General features: G+C 43.2%; 15 protein-coding genes. 12 read left to right on the top strand and 3 right to left on the bottom strand.

All coding sequences use genetic code 11. The features are described 5' to 3' along the window. The first annotated feature begins 55 nt into the window (after positions 1-55). From wbjC to KGF88_RS08655, 12 genes are all read left to right on the top strand, one after another. Positions 56-1213, top strand: a complete 1158-nt coding sequence (gene wbjC / locus KGF88_RS08710; protein ID WP_153826821.1) for a UDP-2-acetamido-2,6-beta-L-arabino-hexul-4-ose reductase — start codon at positions 56-58, stop codon at positions 1211-1213. Between the two features lie 96 nt (positions 1214-1309). Next, positions 1310-2464 carry a non-hydrolyzing UDP-N-acetylglucosamine 2-epimerase gene (wecB, locus tag KGF88_RS08705; protein WP_153826820.1) on the top strand — a complete coding sequence of 385 codons (1155 nt, stop codon included), beginning with the start codon at positions 1310-1312 and terminating at the stop codon, positions 2462-2464. A 22-nt stretch (positions 2465-2486) separates the two neighbouring features. Then, complete coding sequence (locus KGF88_RS08700; protein WP_153826819.1) at positions 2487-3023, top strand: acyltransferase family protein; 537 nt, start codon at positions 2487-2489, stop codon at positions 3021-3023. A 60-nt stretch (positions 3024-3083) separates the two neighbouring features. Next, entirely contained in the window at positions 3084-4001 is a 918-nt protein-coding gene (locus KGF88_RS08695; protein WP_153827427.1) for an IS5 family transposase, read from the top strand. A gap of 68 nt (positions 4002-4069) precedes the next feature. Further along, a complete protein-coding gene (locus KGF88_RS08690) occupies positions 4070-5491 on the top strand; it encodes an acyltransferase family protein (protein ID WP_153827162.1) in 1422 nt (473 codons plus the stop codon). Positions 5492-5516: 25 nt separating this feature from the next. Next, a complete protein-coding gene (locus KGF88_RS08685) occupies positions 5517-6263 on the top strand; it encodes a sulfotransferase (RefSeq protein ID WP_153827161.1) in 747 nt (248 codons plus the stop codon). 81 nt (positions 6264-6344) lie between these two features. After that, positions 6345-7397, top strand: coding sequence for an NAD-dependent epimerase (locus KGF88_RS08680; protein ID WP_153827160.1), 1053 nt, complete (start codon positions 6345-6347; stop codon positions 7395-7397). An 11-nt stretch (positions 7398-7408) separates the two neighbouring features. Then, a complete protein-coding gene (locus KGF88_RS08675; protein ID WP_153827159.1) occupies positions 7409-8569 on the top strand; it encodes a glycosyltransferase in 1161 nt (386 codons plus the stop codon). 6 nt (positions 8570-8575) lie between these two features. Continuing rightward, on the top strand, positions 8576-9457 hold the full coding sequence (locus tag KGF88_RS08670; protein ID WP_153827158.1) for a sulfotransferase domain-containing protein: 882 nt from the start codon (positions 8576-8578) through the stop codon (positions 9455-9457). A 20-nt stretch (positions 9458-9477) separates the two neighbouring features. Then, a complete protein-coding gene (locus KGF88_RS08665; protein ID WP_202912522.1) occupies positions 9478-10659 on the top strand; it encodes a glycosyltransferase family 4 protein in 1182 nt (393 codons plus the stop codon). 193 nt (positions 10660-10852) lie between these two features. Then, the gene (locus tag KGF88_RS08660; protein WP_153827157.1) at positions 10853-11806 is read left to right on the top strand and encodes a UDP-glucose 4-epimerase family protein; all 954 of its coding nucleotides are present in this window, start codon (positions 10853-10855) and stop codon (positions 11804-11806) included. A gap of 1 nt (position 11807) precedes the next feature. Beyond that, positions 11808-12356, top strand: a complete 549-nt coding sequence (locus KGF88_RS08655) for a sugar transferase (RefSeq protein ID WP_162014618.1) — start codon at positions 11808-11810, stop codon at positions 12354-12356. 49 nt (positions 12357-12405) lie between these two features. On the opposite strand, the gene KGF88_RS08650 is transcribed toward KGF88_RS08655, so the two are convergent. From KGF88_RS08650 to cysD, 3 genes are read right to left on the bottom strand one after another with little or no spacing between them, the layout of a single operon-like run. Continuing rightward, positions 12406-14160: an SLC13 family permease gene (locus KGF88_RS08650; protein WP_153827155.1), complete on the bottom strand. Its 1755-nt coding sequence runs from the start codon at positions 14158-14160 to the stop codon at positions 12406-12408. Next, the gene (gene cysN / locus KGF88_RS08645; protein ID WP_153827154.1) at positions 14157-15563 is read right to left on the bottom strand and encodes a sulfate adenylyltransferase subunit CysN; all 1407 of its coding nucleotides are present in this window, start codon (positions 15561-15563) and stop codon (positions 14157-14159) included. Before cysN ends, KGF88_RS08650 begins: the two co-directional genes overlap by 4 nt. Then, positions 15563-16468, bottom strand: a complete 906-nt coding sequence (gene cysD, locus KGF88_RS08640) for a sulfate adenylyltransferase subunit CysD (RefSeq protein ID WP_153827153.1) — start codon at positions 16466-16468, stop codon at positions 15563-15565. Before cysD ends, cysN begins: the two co-directional genes overlap by 1 nt. Between the last annotated feature and the right edge of the window lie 33 nt (positions 16469-16501).

Below are 16501 nucleotides of genomic sequence, written 5' to 3'. Positions count from 1 at the left end.
GGAACTAATACAAAAAACTAGCCCAGAAAATTAGCTAAGAGTAAGAGAAGCTACTATGAAAATATTAATTACAGGTGCGAACGGTTTTGTTGGCAAGAACTTGAGTGTTTACTTGAGTGAAAAACCTGAAATAGAAGTTGTTTCTTTTACGCGAGACAACGAACTAAGCGAGCTGCCTAGTTTGGTTCGCGCCGTAGACGGCATTATTCATTTAGCGGGCGTTAACCGCCCAGAACATGAAAGCGAATTTAAAGTCGGTAATGCAGACTTAACCGAAGCGCTTGCAAGTGCCGTTGCCGAGGTTGCAAAGCAGGATAAACGCAATATACCGCTGGTTTATAGCTCATCTATTCAAGCAGAACGCGACAATGCTTACGGGCAAAGTAAAAAAGCAGCAGAGCAACAGCTGTTAGCGCTGCATGAAGATACCGGCAATAGTGTTTATATTTATCGGCTTGCGAATGTGTTTGGTAAGTGGTGTAAACCTGACTATAACTCTATGGTGGCAACCTTTTGTCACCGTATTGTGCGCGATATACCCATAGAGATTCACGACGACACCGCGCAAGTTAAATTAGTGTATGTCGACGATGTGGTCGAGCAAATGTATACCTGCTTGGTGAACGCGATTGCTGCTGTTAAAGCGCAGGCTAAGCCCATGGCATCAGGCTTTTTGAACATTGAACCTGTGTATGAGCAAACGGTTGGAAATATCGCAAAGCAACTCTATGCCTTTAAGGAGAGCCGCTCAACGCTCGTCTCCGAGCGGGTAGGTACAGGGTTTGTGCGTAAGCTCTACTCAACTTATGTGAGTTATTTCCCAACGGAAACATTCACCTATACCGTGCCTAAATACGGTGATGAGCGCGGTGTGTTCGTTGAAATGTTGAAAACGCCAGACGCTGGCCAGTTCTCCTATTTTACTGCGCACCCTGGTATTACTAGGGGTGGCCATTACCACCATACAAAAACAGAAAAGTTCTTAGTGATTAAGGGAAAAGCAAGCTTCAAGTTTCGCCACATGGTTACTGGCGAGTTTTATGAGCTTTTCACCGATGGTGAACGCCCTGAAATTGTGGAAACGGTGCCTGGTTGGAGCCACGACATTACGAATATTGGTAACGAAGAAATGGTGGTTATGTTATGGGCCAACGAAATATTTGATCGCGAAAAACCCGACACTTATGCCTGCCCTGTGGTAAAGCCTGTTTAGTTGCGCGGGTATTTAAGCCTTACTACTGAAGCCTTAGTACTCAAACCTTACCTCGAACTCAAATTCTCGAATTTCAATTAAAAGTAGAACTTTGTAATGAAAAAATTAAAAGTAATGACAATTTTAGGTACTCGGCCCGAAATTATTCGATTGTCGCGGGTTATGGCAGCGCTTGATCAAGTTGTAGACCACAAAATTGTACATACCGGTCAAAACTATGACTACGAACTTAACGACGTTTTTTTTGAAGAACTAGGTGTTCGCCAACCCGACCATTTTTTGAATGTTGATACCTCTAGCTTGGGTCGCAGCTTGGGTGAAATTCTGATTAAAACAGAGCAAGTAATTCTAGAAGAAAAGCCCGACGCGGTGTTGGTGCTCGGCGACACGAATAGCGCAACAGCCACCATTATGGCAAAGCGTATGAAGGTACCCACGTACCACATGGAAGCCGGCAACCGTAGCTTTGATGCGAACGTGCCTGAAGAAATTAACCGTAAACTGGTAGACCATTTAGCCGACTTTAATTTGGTGTATACCGAACATGCCCGCCGCCATTTAATTAGTGAAGGGCTGTCGCATCGGTTTATCTATTTAACCGGATCGCCCATGCGGGAAGTGCTTGAGCATTCCATTGACTCGATTAATAACTCAGAGGTGCTCTCTCAACTCGAGCTAGAGTCGGGCAAGTTCTTTATTGTAAGTGTTCACCGAGAAGAGAACGTAGACAGCAAAGAAAACCTTGCAAAAGTAGTGGAGGCGCTGAATGCGCTTTACGAAGTTTATGGCTACCCTATTGTCGTGTCTACTCACCCGCGAACTAGAAATCGCCTTGAAAAGTTGGGGTTAGACAAAGTAACCGGTGATATTCGATTCTTGAAACCGTTTGGTTTTTTCGATTACAACAAACTCCAAATGGAAGCCTTCTGTGCTATTTCAGACAGTGGGACCATTAGTGAAGAATCGTCGGTACTCAATTTCCCCGCAGTAACCTTGCGGCGCTCAATAGAACGACCAGAAGCCCTCGACACGGGCGCAATAGCGCTCACGGGGCTAGATAAAGACACATTGGTAGAAGGCGTACGAATTGCGACAGCGAGCCGAGAGGTATTTTCCGGCACTGAACGCGAAATTCCTGAAGAATATAAAATTCGCAATACCTCGGAGCGTGTGGTTCGGTTAATAACGGGAACCGCCAAGCTTACTCCGCATTGGAAGAATATGGATTCGTTTAGCCGGTATGACTGGTAAGAATCTTTCGGAGTAAGGTTATATGTCATCTTTAAGTTATCGTCCTGATATAGATGGGCTACGAACAATTGCCGTTATCCCTGTGCTTCTATTTCATGCTGGTGTTAGCTGGTTTAATGGGGGGTATATTGGCGTTGATATTTTTTTTGTTATATCTGGATTTTTAATTGCGTCTATAATTCTCGCTCAAATAGATTCGGGTCGATTCTCTCTCGCTGACTTTTATCAGCGTCGAGTTCGCCGTATTATTCCTGCCTTACTTCTCGTGATCACAGTCACAATTCCTTTTAGTTTCTATTTCCTATCGCCCGGTGATTTCGAAAAATATTTGGTGAGCATCATTGCTTCAATATTCTTTGTATCAAATTTTAAATTTTGGCGTGATAGTGGTTACTTTGACAGCGGAGCAGACGAAAAGCCTCTTTTACACACATGGAGCCTCGGAGTTGAAGAGCAATACTATTTGGTTTTTCCATTACTGATGTTACTTCTTTGGCGGGAAAGGACAAAATGGCTCGCTGTTTCATTGGTAATTATTGGGGCCTTGTTGAACAAATAGCGGAACTTTCTCAGTTAGCGTTGATCAGATCGCCAAACCACGCTGATACTAGACACCGCAATGAGCAAAGCAAAATACCGAGTTAAAAACTGGTCTGAATACAACAAAGCCCTTAAACAACGAGGCTCAGTGACGTTCTGGCTGGACGAGAAAGCTATCGCTCAGTGGTGGCATGATACACCAAACGGCAAACGTGGCAGAGACCTGACATACAGCGACCAAGCTATCGTCACGTTCATGATGCTTCAGGCTGTGTATAAACTCAGCTTGCGCAGTACCGAAGGTTTCTTAAACTCCTTGTTTAATTTGATGAATGTGCCGCTAAAAAGCCCTGATTACAGCAGTGTCAGCAAGCGGGCTCGGACGGTGAAGGTGAAAATACCACGCCCGTCAGGTCCTGTAGCACACGTGGTGTTTGATGCGACCGGACTAAAAGTATTCGGTGAAGGCGAATGGAAAGTGCGCAAGCATGGCCAAGAAAAGCGTCGTACTTGGCGTAAACTCCACCTAGGCGTAGACGTCGAAAGCCAACAAGTCGTGTGTGAAGAAGTCTCTCTGGTTAATGTCGGAGACAACGAAGTTCTCCCGAAGATGCTAAAGAAAATGCGTCGTCGAAAAGTAGGCAAGGTAACCGGCGACGGAGCCTACGACACCAAAGAATGTTACCGGGAAATAGCCCGTAAAAACGCAATACCATGTATACCGCCGCGCAGCAACGCTAGATACTGGCGTGGAGACCACCCGCGAAACGACGCAGTTAAAGCCTTGAAGCAAGGCCAGTTAGCGCAATGGAAGCATGATACCGGTTACCACCAGCGTTCATTAGCGGAAACCGCGATGTGGCGGTTCAAAAGCCTGACCGGCGAGCGGTTGCGTTACCATAGTTACAACGCGCAGGTCGGAGAGGGTTATGTACGGGTCGCCGTACTTAATAAATTAACCCGCCTTGGCATGCCCGTGAGCGAAATGGTGCGTTAACCCTAGGTGGGAAAGGGGCAATTTTACCCTCGGTACGGATTTGATCAACAAGGCCAATTATTGGTATTGTGAGCAGCTTCTTTCTGTCTCTTTGGGCTTTGGGAATAAGCCAAGATGCTGCATTTTATTTAACCCCATTCAGAGTATGGGAAATCTTAGTAGGAGCTTTAGCCGCAGTAGTTGTCAATAAGTTTGGAAAGCCAAACTCAGACGTATTCTCTCTCTTTGGATTGCTTTTACTTGTATTTAGTTTTTGGCTCATATCGCCGGCTACCCCATGGCCATCTGTTTATACGTTGCTGCCATGTATCGGTGTTATTCTTATATTGCTTTACACTAGAAAAGGATCTCTCGTGTATCGTATACTTAGTGTAAAGCCAATGGTTTTCATTGGAATACTGAGTTACAGCTTATATCTTTGGCATCAACCGGTACTAGCCTTTATCAGAGCACAAAGCCTTAAAGAGCCCACGGCATTAATGCTGCTTATAGGGCTCCTTGTAAGCTTTGCCCTAGCATATATATCTTATCGCTTTTTTGAAAGGCCTCTGCGTTTCGGCTTTTCTAACAGCAAGCATTCGAGACGTTTGTTCTTGGCGCTTTTTGTTTGGGCTGCCTTGTTGTCGACAGGGTCGATAGCTTATATCTACGCCACAGACACTGTGAAAAATGAAATCCTTGCTCCTAATAAAGGGCTATCAGCCAAGTGTGATATGCCTGATAACTGGAGCTCCGACTGCGTTTATGGCGATGTAAAAGAAGATGTAAACATTGTTTGGGGCGATAGTTATGCCATGCACTTGGTTGACGGTCTTCTAGCTAACAGTCCAAATATACAGTTGTTGCAAATGACTAAAAGTAGCTGTGCTCCAACTATCGGATTGGCAAACGTCAGAAACACAGAGCGTTCCAATGATTTCCAATCTTGCTTAGACCATAATGAAAGTGTTTTAGGTTACATAGAGAGCAACAAAGAACGAATTAGAAATGTTATATTAGCTAGCCCGTTTCTCTATTTAGCAAATCCAGACTTCGTGGTTCAGCTACACGGTGTTGATCAACAAGGTTCTTGGGCTGCCATGGAGCAAGGAATATTAGAAACGTTATCAAGGCTTTCGGCACTTAATATTTCGGTAACTCTTGTAGCACCTCCTCCTCGCTCAGAATTTAATGTCGGCCGCTGCCTTGAAAAGGCTGGTCGTTTCAAAATAGAGTTTAGTGAATGCGCGTTCGATTTACCAAGCGAGTATCGGGAGCTTTCCACTCTTTTAAGTGAGATAGCCTTAAAGCAAAATCAGGAAGCTTCTGTTTCGTCTACTGTCAGCTTTGTCGATTTAACAGAAACTGTGTGTTCGAATAGTGGTTACTGCTTGGCATTTGAAGACGACATCATTTTGTATAGGGACAATGGCCACTTTACAATTTTGGGTTCTAGGTATTTAGGCAGAAAATACAATTGGGATCGTACGATTTTGAAATATGAGCAATGAATGTGCGTTATAGGGAGCGAGCAGTATGGAAGTAAAAGATTTAATCAGACTAACAAAGTATTACTTACTAAAACCTTTCGGATATAAAGACTATGTTCCTTTCATAGTGCTCTCACGCTCACGAACGGGCTCTAATTTTTTGAATTCTAGTCTACTTAGTCACCCAAATGTTCGGGTCAAAGGCGAACATTTTGGTCATTTGGATGGAGATTCTATCGAAAAGCGTTATGGTGATGTGTTTGGCAAGCAGCCACGGTACATAAAGGCTGCGGGTTGTAAGGTGTTTTATTATCATCCACACCATGGCGATTCGACGGAATTATTTTCTTTATTGCAGAACAATCGAAATTTACGAGTTATTCATTTAAAACGAGAAGATACATTAAGAAGTGTTTTGTCGTGGATGATAGCCCGAAAAAATGACACTTATGTCGCAAACTCCAACCGTGCGCTCATTAGTGCGGACAAGAAACGTGTCAGCGTAGACCCCAATGAGTTGATTGAGTGGATTGAGAAGACACTACACTGGGAACGTTGGGGGGATGATTTTTTTTCCAAGCATCAACTTTTGAATATCTCTTATGAAGAATTAACAAGCGACTTGAACCATACGTTCCAGCGCGTGCTAGAGTTTTTGGGCTTGCCCGAGTCGACGCCAGTAACGAATTTAAAGCGGCAGAATCCAGAACCTGTAGGAGATTTAATTTCGAACTGGAATGAGGTGCGTGAAAAACTGATTCTGGCTGGATATGAAAGGTATATTCCAGAGTAGAGAATTAGTTACAAACGTAAATAGAAGCCTAGAGCTACACGACAAGATTTGATTGCAAGCTTTATTCAGGAATTATGAGTGATGAAGATTTTAATTACAGGAACTGCAGGTTTTATTGGCTTTCACTTGGCGCAAAAGCTTTTAGCGCGAGGTGACGAAGTTGTAGGGCTTGACAGCATTAACGACTACTACGATATTCGCGTGAAATATGGACGCTTAGCTGAAACCGGCATTGCCAAAGAAGAAATTCAGTACGGTAACCTAGTTCAGTCTACAAAGTATGAGAATTACCGCTTTCTGCAAATGAAACTGGAGGACAAAAGTGCTCTTGACGCACTATTTGAGACAGAGAAGTTTGATGCGGTATGTAACTTAGCGGCACAAGCAGGCGTGCGTTACTCATTGGAGCATCCGCAAGCCTATATTGACGCCAATATTGTTGGATTCCTGAATATATTGGAAGCCTGCCGTCATTACGGTGTGAAGAATTTAAGCTATGCATCGAGTTCTTCTGTTTATGGGTTGAATGAAACTTTACCATTCTCAACCTCGCATAATGTGGACCACCCTATAAGTCTTTATGCTGCGAGTAAGAAGTCGAACGAATTGATGGCTCATACGTATTCGCACCTATTTGGAATTCACACTACGGGATTACGATTCTTTACGGTTTACGGTCCGTGGGGCCGCCCCGATATGGCTTTGTTTCTTTTCACCAAAGCTGCGCTAGAAGGACGTACTATTGATGTATTTAACAATGGTAATATGCTTCGTGACTTCACCTATGTAGACGATATTGTTGAAGGGGTTGCCCGTGTAATTGATAACCCAGCGCAAGCCGCAGCGAATTGGATAGAAGAAGGTGCGGATGCCAGTCGTTCTTCAGCCCCCTATAAAGTTTACAATATCGGCAATAATAACCCCGTTAAATTGATGGACTTTATTAACGCTATTGAGAATGCCGTGGGTAAAGAAATACCGAAGAATTTAATGCCGTTGCAAGCGGGTGATGTGCCGGCTACGTTCGCCGATGTAACCGACCTTGTAGACGACTTGGGCTATAAACCAAGCACATCTGTACAAGAGGGGATTAATAAATTTGTGGCTTGGTATAGAGATTTTTTTCGATTTTAGTAGAGGCAGTAGTGAGACAACGTAGCGTATTATTCCATATCTCCCAGCTAAATGTTGGTGGTGCTGAGCGTTCATCTGTCAGAATGATTAATAGTCTGATACAAAGAAATTGGAAAGTTACAGTTGTTGTTGAGGTAGGCGGTGGCAGTTTAGAGTCTGGTTTAGCTCCTGAGGTAGAATTAGTAGCTATTAGGAAGAAACTTAGAGGGGTAGAGTTTAAAGCTGAGAAGAATTTTTTTCGGAAGATTTTTTTATTTCCTCAAGTTGTTTTTTATCTTTATGATTCAATTTTCTCTTATTTAAAAAAAAGAGAATTTTCGAGAAGAGAATATGACGCGGCCTGTATTTTATTAATGGGTACAAAGCCGCTTTTTGTCTGCAAATATGTTAAAGCCATTAAGAAATTTCATTGGATTAGAAATGACTTAAAGCAAACTCCAAACGCCATGAAGATTCAGAACTCAGTGAATACTTGGTGGTGTTATATTGATAAATATATTTGTGTATCGAAAACGGCTGAAAGAAGTCTAATCGATCTTTGTCCTCAAGTAGAGTTTAAAACTCATGTTGTTTACAACATCCTAAATGCAGGGGAAATGCGTGAAAAATCGCTAAAGAAGGCTAGTATAAGCTTCTCGAGTGAGACAATAAATTTGCTTTCGGTATGTCGATTAAAAGATTCTGCAAAAGCAATTTTTCGTATGGTAGAAGTCTGTAGTATTTTAAGAGATCGAGGGTTCGAATTTAAGTGGTATGTAATTGGTGACGGGCCTGATCGAAAAGCGCTAGAGGTCTTGATTCATAAATCGCACTTGGAAGACTGTATGATACTACTCGGCTTAAAGGAGAACCCTTTCCCTTACTATAGGATGGCAGACGTTGTTGCAATGCTCTCTTATCATGAGGGTCTTTGTGGAGTTATCAACGAAGCAAAGGTGATGAAAAAGGCAGTAGTCGCTACTAAAGTTTCTGGTGTGTATGAGCAACTGATAGATAGGCAAACCGGTCTTATCGTAGACCAAGAGGTAAGCGCAATTGTTGAAGGGCTTGCTGAGTTAATTAGCGATTCAGAGCTAAGAACGAGACTAGCAGAAAGCGGATACCCGACGTCAATCTTAGAGGATGAGCATAAAATAACCTCTTTGGAAGCCCTATTTGATAAGGAACAATAGTATTTCATGATTGAATTAGACTTCGCAATTATAGGCGCGCAAAAAGCGGCCTCTACCACAATTCAACATTACCTAAACTCGCACTCGAAGGTTGTACTTCCACTAGGCGAGTTTGCGATATTTGAATCACCTGATTTTGAACAAGGTCGAGTTGACAGAGAACTAGATGATCGCTTTGTTCACAATGAGAAACTTGTTGGTTTAAAACGCCCCAACATTCTGGGTGATTTAAGAGCTATTTCTCGACTATTCCAACACTCACCAAATTGCAAGGTTATAGTAGTACTAAGAGATCCTGTTGATAGATTCGTTTCTGCATACTTTCATGTGGTTAATAGCGGCAAGCTGCCTGTAAAAAACATAAACACGGCTGTTGAGGAAATATTTTATGGAAACTATTTAGATAAACATCCTGCAGGTATCTCGCTGTTACACTACGGCCTGTATTTCGACTCGCTTTTTTTCGCTGAATCATTGGCTCAACCTAACTCTTTATTTTTAACAAATCAGAATAGAATCAGAAGTAATACGGTCGCGGAATTGAAAAGAGTGAGTGATTTTCTGGGTATTACTTATGAATCATTTAGTAAGAGCGAAAGAGTTAAGAATCGTGGAAGTTATGACTATCGAAAGGCAATTTTTTTAAATGCTGGAAATCGAATTCGGTATAAGTTTAATTCTGGAAGAACTCGAAAGGAATACCGCGGCAATAGGCTGTTGTGGCTTGTTGGGTCGGCAGTGACTCGCATCGGCAGTCTACCCTTATTCAATAGTCCACTAAATCCGAAAGACGTTTTGAATGATCGGAGTATACAGCTGCTAAGACAATACTATGAAACTGATAGGCAAAAAATGCTGGAGATATATCCTGAAATGGTTTACTGGTAGAGAAGAGGAATATGCTTGACGTGGCCACATCTTCTTGTTTCCGACAAAAAAGCGGACCAATGGTCTTTTTAATCCTTGGTTCTTCCTCGAGTTCTTTAGTCAATTTCAGAGGGCAGCTTCTTTTAGACCTTGCTCATCGAGGGTATGAGGTGCATGCCTGTGCTCCCGAATTATTACGGGATAAGGCTGCACTCGATTGGTTGGTGTCGAATGGAATTATTTGCCACAATGCTCCTTACAACCGGGCTGGTCTTAATCCATTCCATGACATACGCGCGTTTTTTCAGCTTAAAGAACTATTTTGTAAGGTGAAGCCGCAGCTCTTTCTCGCTTATACTATTAAGCCAGTAATTTGGGGAACGCTGGCGGCTGCTGCGGCACAGGTAGAAATGCGAGTGTCCCTGATTACTGGATTAGGGTACGCATTTACGGGGACACCTTCCGGTAAACGCCGTATTATCCAGTTTATTGCTCGCAAACTTTATGCAACGGCATTGAAGCGCTCAAATATTATTTTCTTTCAGAATAACGACGATAAAAATGACTTCAATCGCTTGAAATTGTTACCGAAAGACGTTCCGGTACATATTGTAAATGGCAGTGGGGTCGATGTTGATAAATTTCCGGATACACCGTTACCTCCGCAGCCGGTTTCATTTCTGCTGATTGCAAGAATGCTGGGCGACAAAGGAATACGTGAATTTGTGGATGCCGCGAGGATTGTAAAAAAGAAGTATCCGCACGTTAAATTTCATCTGGTAGGGGGACTAGATAGTAATCCAGATTCTCTCAAGCAGCACGAAATTGAAGCATGGTGTCATGAGGGACTGATTAAATGGCATGGGCATCAAGCAGATGTTCGGCCGTTTATTCAATCCTGTCATGTATTTGTATTGCCGAGCTACAGAGAGGGAACCCCCCGCTCCGTGTTAGAGGCAATGTCGATGGGCCGTGCAATTATTACCACCGACGCGCCTGGCTGTAGAGAAACCGTGATTGACGGTGATAATGGCTATCGTGTTCTAGTGAAGGCTGTTGAGCCTTTAGCGCTCGCGATGCAAAAATTTATAGAAGATCCCGAACTTATAGAAGTGATGGGAAGGCGCTCTCGGACCATTGCAGTTGAAAAATATGATGTTATGAAAATAAATCAAATAATGTTGACTAACATTCTTTCCCTACAAAAATGTGAAGAAGAGTAGAATGGACGATTTAAATAGAAAGCTTCCAAATTTTGTATATGCGGGATTTCCTAAAACGGGCAGTGCAACAATTACTGAAATTTTAAAACGGCAACCCGATATTTACACTACAAGACAGAACGGCTTGGAGAGTATGTTTGTCACTTACCGGAATTAGGCGGAAGTTTGTCAAGTTAGGAACAGGAGTCTATCGATGACTACTACTATAATGCTGACCGGTTCGACTGGTTTTGTAGGCTCTCATTTACTTTCTGAGATTCAGAAGATGGTAGGCTGCAGAGTGATCTCTGCTGTTCGCTCTGCTGTTTATTCTGCGTCCGATGATATTGTGGTCGTTGGAAACATTAGTGGTTCGACGGATTATTCTCTCGCTCTTAAAGGCGTTGATGTTGTAATTCATGCAGCTGCTCGAGCGCATATTCTACACGATAAAGAAGATGACCCGCTTGCGGAATACCGTAAGGTTAATGTAGAAGGTACGCTAAATCTTGCTAAGCAGGCTGTTGTGGCGGGTGTTAAGCGTTTTATTTTTATTAGCAGTATTGGTGTGCATGGGCTTAATTCGTTACGACCATTCAAAGAGACGGATACCGAAGCACCGCATGATGCTTATGCAGTTTCTAAGTACGAGGCTGAACAAGGGTTACGGAAGTTATCCAACGAAACAGGGATGGAAATCGTTATTATTCGCCCGCCACTTGTCTATGGTGGTGCTGCACCCGGTAATTTCCGAAATTTGATTAACCTTGCAAGCAAGCCTGTACCTTTGCCGTTCGGTTCTGTGAATAACAAGCGCAGCATGTTGTATGTGGGTAACTTGGCGAGTTTTATTGTTTGCTGTATCCAGCATCCAGAGGCGGCAAATCAGACCTTTCTCGTGTCTGACGGAGAAGATTGTTCACTACGTAATCTGATTACTTATATTCGTTCATCTCTTGGCTACTCGCCACGTTTGCTGCCGGTACCGATTTGGTTGTTAAAGTTAGCGGGTCGGCTAACAGGTAAGACAGCGATGGTAGACCGATTGGTGGGGGATTTACAGGTTAATTCAACGAAGGCACGTACTTTGTTGGAATGGGTACCGCCGTTTACAGTTAAACAAGGTATAAAAATGACAGTGGCTGATTTTATGTTTAGGAATAAATAACGTGTTGCGTATTTTTGATTTTACCTTTGCCCTGTTGGGGTTAGTTTTTGGTTTCCCAGTACTATTGATCGTTTATGTACTCGGATTTTTTGATACGGGATCGCCGCTTTTTTGGCAGGAGCGAGTAGGACGGAATAAAAAGCCTTTTACTTTGGTGAAGTTTCGTACAATGAAGGTCGATACTTCCTCTGTAGCAAGTCACTTAGCATCTACAGCGTCTATTACCCGGATCGGCGGTTTTTTGCGAAAAAGTAAGCTAGATGAGCTACCACAGTTGTGGAATGTTTTGACAGGTGAAATGAGTTTAGTTGGCCCACGCCCAAATTTGTTCAACCAGGTTGAACTAATTGCCGAGCGTGATGCGCGGCATGTGTATTCGGTTCGGCCCGGTATTACTGGATTAGCACAGGTGAATGAGATAGATATGTCTACGCCCAAGTTATTGGCGGAGACTGATGCTAAGATGATTACTGATATGTCGATTAGAACTTATTTTCGATTTATTCTGCAGACTCTTGCCGGTAAAGGTGCAGGTGATCGAGTGAAATAATCACGTACTGGTAATTATCAGTAACTGTAATTAAAATAAATAGTCGTTGTTAGAGTGGCTCCAACCAACCAAACACCTTCGGAATTAAGTACAGTGCAGAAGCACTGTACGCCATCCACACCAATATCCCTATTTTAGTAAAATCCCCGAACTTATAGTTTCCTGCGTTCATAACCATAAGGTTCGTTTGATAGCCAAATGGGCTGATAAAACTGGCTGAAGCACCAAATGCCACAGCCATCACAAATGGCATGATATCCACATTTAGGCTCGCTGCAATGCCTACAGCTATAGGGAATACGATAGCTGCAGCTGCGTTGTTGGTGACTATTTCAGTGATGATCCAAGTTAGGGTATACACCGCAATAAATGCCAACCAAACGCTGTTCTGGCCGTCACCTAAAAAGCTAAATAATGTCTGTGACACACTCCTTGCTAAGCCTGAACTGATAAACACGTCGGCAATGCACAAGGCTGAACCAATCACTAACCAGATATCTAATGGCAATCTCCGCCTAATATCTGCTGCCGATATCACTTGGGTTGCAAGTATTATTCCGAGATAGCCTAATAGCCCATTAAATAAGCTGATGGTTTGAGTTGCTGCGCCAATCACGATAGCGATAAAGCCAAGCATCGTAATAATTTCTTGTTTACCAGTTAGGGTGGGGCTTAAACGCTTTCCTTCCAATACAAAAAAGTTACGTTCCAGGTTACGATGCCGATAAAAATCTTCGCTAGCGGCTAATACCAATCTGTCCCCCGCCTTTATTTCTACTAATCCTAACTTTCCAGAAATTCGTTGACCACCGCGGCCAATCGCCACCACCGCAGCATCAAAAAGTGCTCGGAAGTTTGCTTCTTTTAATGTTCTTCCAACTAGGGTAGAGGTTGGGCTAACGATTACTTCAGTTAAGTTATCCTTTAATAACCCATTAGTTTCGGAAAATGCTTCATGAGCAAACATGTTGACCCCAGGTAAATTCGATACCTGTTGTGCGGCTTTAACATCACCACAGAAGACGAGACGATCTTTGGCTTGTAGAGTAGTTTCTGGCTTCACTGGACTAATGAGGTTACCCGCTCTAATTATTTCAGCTAGAAATAATCCATCTAGGGCACGTAACCCTGCTTGCTGCACCGTTTTGCCAATAAGAGGTGAATTATCAGCTACTTTTGCATCAAGAAAGTAATCTTGGCTAATATCACTGGCTACTTGTTGGCTTGGTAGCAAGTAGGCAGCAAGGCAAGTAGTTAAGCCTGCAATAGCTAAAACTCCTAACCCTATGGGTAAGAAGTCAAAGAAATGAAACCCAGGGTGTCCAGTTTCTACTAAAAAGCTGTTTACAACCAAGTTAGTGGATGTACCAATGAGAGTTAATACACCGCCTAGTATTGCAAAATAGCTCAGGGGTATTAGAAGACGTTGGGCGGGATGGTCACGGTTTTTACGCACCGTAGACATGAGTGCGGCCACAACTGCAGTATTGTTAAGAAACGCCGAAGTGAAACTAACTAAGCCCATCATTCTTAGTAAGGTTACTAATTGGCTTTTGTGGAATAGATTTCGACTTACCCACTGTAGAGCACGAGTGCGCTCTAATGCCATTGAGCCAATTAGTAGCAGCATGAGTGTTACTAAGCTCTGATTAACATAGTGGTTTAGTAGATCTTGAGCGGAAAGTAGCCCGGGGAAATAAAGTGCAAGGGCCGCTATAACAAACAGAGTTGCGGGACGCACTCTATTAGAAATGAGCCCCGCAAACAATAAGACAATAACAAGACCTACATAGGCCTGCATCATACTATTTCTTTAGCTCCCCAATGTGGGAAGTGCTTACGCACAAACGCGTTTAAATCTTTTTCAAACTCGCTTGCTTCGGCTTGGTTGTCTTCTTTTTCTGCTAATGGTTGCTCAACCATACCAGCACCGACGGTAACGTTAGATATTCGGTCAATAATAATAAACGCGCCGGTTTTCTTATTAATGCGGTATTTATCAAACACTACCGGTTCTTGCAGGCTGAAATCTAGCAGACCAATTTCATTTAACGCCAAGGTTTCTGCATCTTTCTCTTCGAAGCTGTTCACATCAATACGGTGATGAATTTTCTCAGCACTGCCGCTGGTGAATTTCGTACCAAATTTAATGTAATAGTCACGGTGCGGCACTAGGGCGTCTTCATGCATCCAAACAACTTTTGCGCGTAAGCGGTTAGAGGTATGAGGGAGTGCATCTTTTTCGACAATCATGTCACCGCGGCTAATGTCGATCTCATCGTTTAATGTAAGCGTAACCGCTAGCGGTGCTGTAGCTTCGTCTAAATCACCGTCAAAAGTATGAATGCCTTTTACGGTTGATACTTTACCGGAAGGTAGGGCACGAATAGTATCACCAACTTTAACCGTTCCAGAGGCAATGGTACCGGCGAAACCGCGGAAATCCAGGTTAGGGCGGTTAACATATTGCACCGGAAAACGGAAATCCGTGTGGTCGCTAGCACGACTGATTTCTAGTGTCTCAAGATACTCCATCAAGGTCCGACCGCGGAACCAAGGCGTATGCTCGCTGCGGTTAACGACGTTGTCACCTTCAAGCGCCGAAATCGGAACAAAGTGAATATCAGGAATATCTAGTTGTCCTGCCAACTTTAAGTATTCGTCTTGAATTTCTTTGTAACGATCTTGGTTGTAATCAACTAAATCCATTTTATTTACAGCAACAATCACGTGCTTAATGCCAAGCAAGCTGACAATAAAACTGTGGCGACGCGTTTGGGTCTGCACACCGTGGCGAGCATCGATCAGAATAATGGCTAAATCACTAGTGCTAGCACCTGTAGCCATGTTACGCGTGTATTGCTCATGTCCTGGGGTATCTGCAATAATGAACTTACGTTTGTCGGTACTGAAGTACCGATAAGCAACGTCAATGGTAATACCTTGCTCACGTTCAGATTGTAATCCGTCTACAAGTAGCGCTAGGTCAATTCGGTCACCTGTTGTACCCACCGTCTTTGAATCTTTGGTAATGGCAGCAAGTTGATCTTCAAAAATCATCTTGCTGTCGTGCAAAAGGCGACCAATCAAAGTGCTCTTACCGTCATCAACGCTGCCGCAGGTGATAAATCTGAGCAGTTCTTTATTTTCGTGCTGTTCCAGATACTTTAAAATGTTTTGTTCAATTAATGGCGATGCGTGACTCATTAGAAATACCCTTCCATCTTTTTCTTTTCCATAGATCCTGCACTGTCGTGATCAATCACGCGGCCTTGGCGTTCCGATGTAGTGGTCAGCAACATTTCTTGAATGATCTCTGGCAGTGTTGCTGCGCTTGATTCAACGGCGCCAGTAAGCGGGTAGCAGCCGAGAGTACGGAAACGTACCATGCGCATTTCTGGAGTTTCGTTTTCTTCTAGTGGCATACGGTCATCATCAACCATAATGAGTGTGCCATCGCGTTCTACTACTGGGCGTTCTTTAGCGAAGTAAAGCTCAGGAATCTCGATGCCTTCAAGATATATATATTGCCAAATATCAAGCTCGGTCCAGTTACTCAGTGGAAATACTCGGATACTTTCACCTTTGTGTACTTTACCGTTGTAGATATTCCAGAGTTCTGGGCGCTGATTTTTGGGGTCCCAGCGATGCTTCTTGTCGCGGAAGCTATAGACGCGTTCTTTGGCGCGAGATTTTTCTTCATCACGGCGCGCACCACCAAAAGCTGCATCAAATTGATACTTATCGAGAGCTTGCTTCAAGGCTTGAGTTTTCATCACGTCTGTATGAACGGCACTGCCGTGGCTAAATGGTCCAATACCTTGGGCAAGGCCTTCGGGATTGCTGTGAGTTATTAATTCAAAACCATGTTGTTTCGCCATCCGGTCTCGAAACTCAATCATTTCTTTGAATTTCCAAGTCGTATCTACATGCATCAGTGGAAAAGGTATTTTGCCGGGGGCAAAAGCCTTACGAGCTAAATGCAAAAGAACTGAGCTATCTTTACCTACTGAGTAAAGCATCACAGGATTTTGAAATTCAGCAGCTACTTCACGAAATATATGAATTGATTCCGCTTCTAATTGCTTTAAATGAGTAAGCTTTGAGGCCATGGTTTGGGACGTCCTTGACTGCTAATCTGTTTA

Source organism: Idiomarina loihiensis (genome assembly GCF_024584785.1).
Lineage (GTDB): Bacteria > Pseudomonadota > Gammaproteobacteria > Enterobacterales > Alteromonadaceae > Pseudidiomarina > Pseudidiomarina fusca.
Note: the sequence above shows the minus strand (reverse complement) of the source record. Positions and strands in the feature narration are given on the sequence as shown.

Coding starts and splice junctions, on each gene's coding strand:
- wecB (WP_153826820.1), top strand. CDS start 1,310: ATGAAAAAATTAAAAGTAATGACAATTTTAGGTACTCGGCCCGAAATT.
- KGF88_RS08660 (WP_153827157.1), top strand. CDS start 10,853: ATGACTACTACTATAATGCTGACCGGTTCGACTGGTTTTGTAGGCTCT.
- KGF88_RS08650 (WP_153827155.1), bottom strand. CDS start 14,160: ATGATGCAGGCCTATGTAGGTCTTGTTATTGTCTTATTGTTTGCGGGG.
- KGF88_RS08695 (WP_153827427.1), top strand. CDS start 3,084: ATGAGCAAAGCAAAATACCGAGTTAAAAACTGGTCTGAATACAACAAA.
- KGF88_RS08685 (WP_153827161.1), top strand. CDS start 5,517: ATGGAAGTAAAAGATTTAATCAGACTAACAAAGTATTACTTACTAAAA.
- KGF88_RS08700 (WP_153826819.1), top strand. CDS start 2,487: ATGTCATCTTTAAGTTATCGTCCTGATATAGATGGGCTACGAACAATT.
- KGF88_RS08680 (WP_153827160.1), top strand. CDS start 6,345: ATGAAGATTTTAATTACAGGAACTGCAGGTTTTATTGGCTTTCACTTG.
- cysN (WP_153827154.1), bottom strand. CDS start 15,563: ATGAGTCACGCATCGCCATTAATTGAACAAAACATTTTAAAGTATCTG.
- wbjC (WP_153826821.1), top strand. CDS start 56: ATGAAAATATTAATTACAGGTGCGAACGGTTTTGTTGGCAAGAACTTG.
- KGF88_RS08670 (WP_153827158.1), top strand. CDS start 8,576: ATGATTGAATTAGACTTCGCAATTATAGGCGCGCAAAAAGCGGCCTCT.
- cysD (WP_153827153.1), bottom strand. CDS start 16,468: ATGGCCTCAAAGCTTACTCATTTAAAGCAATTAGAAGCGGAATCAATT.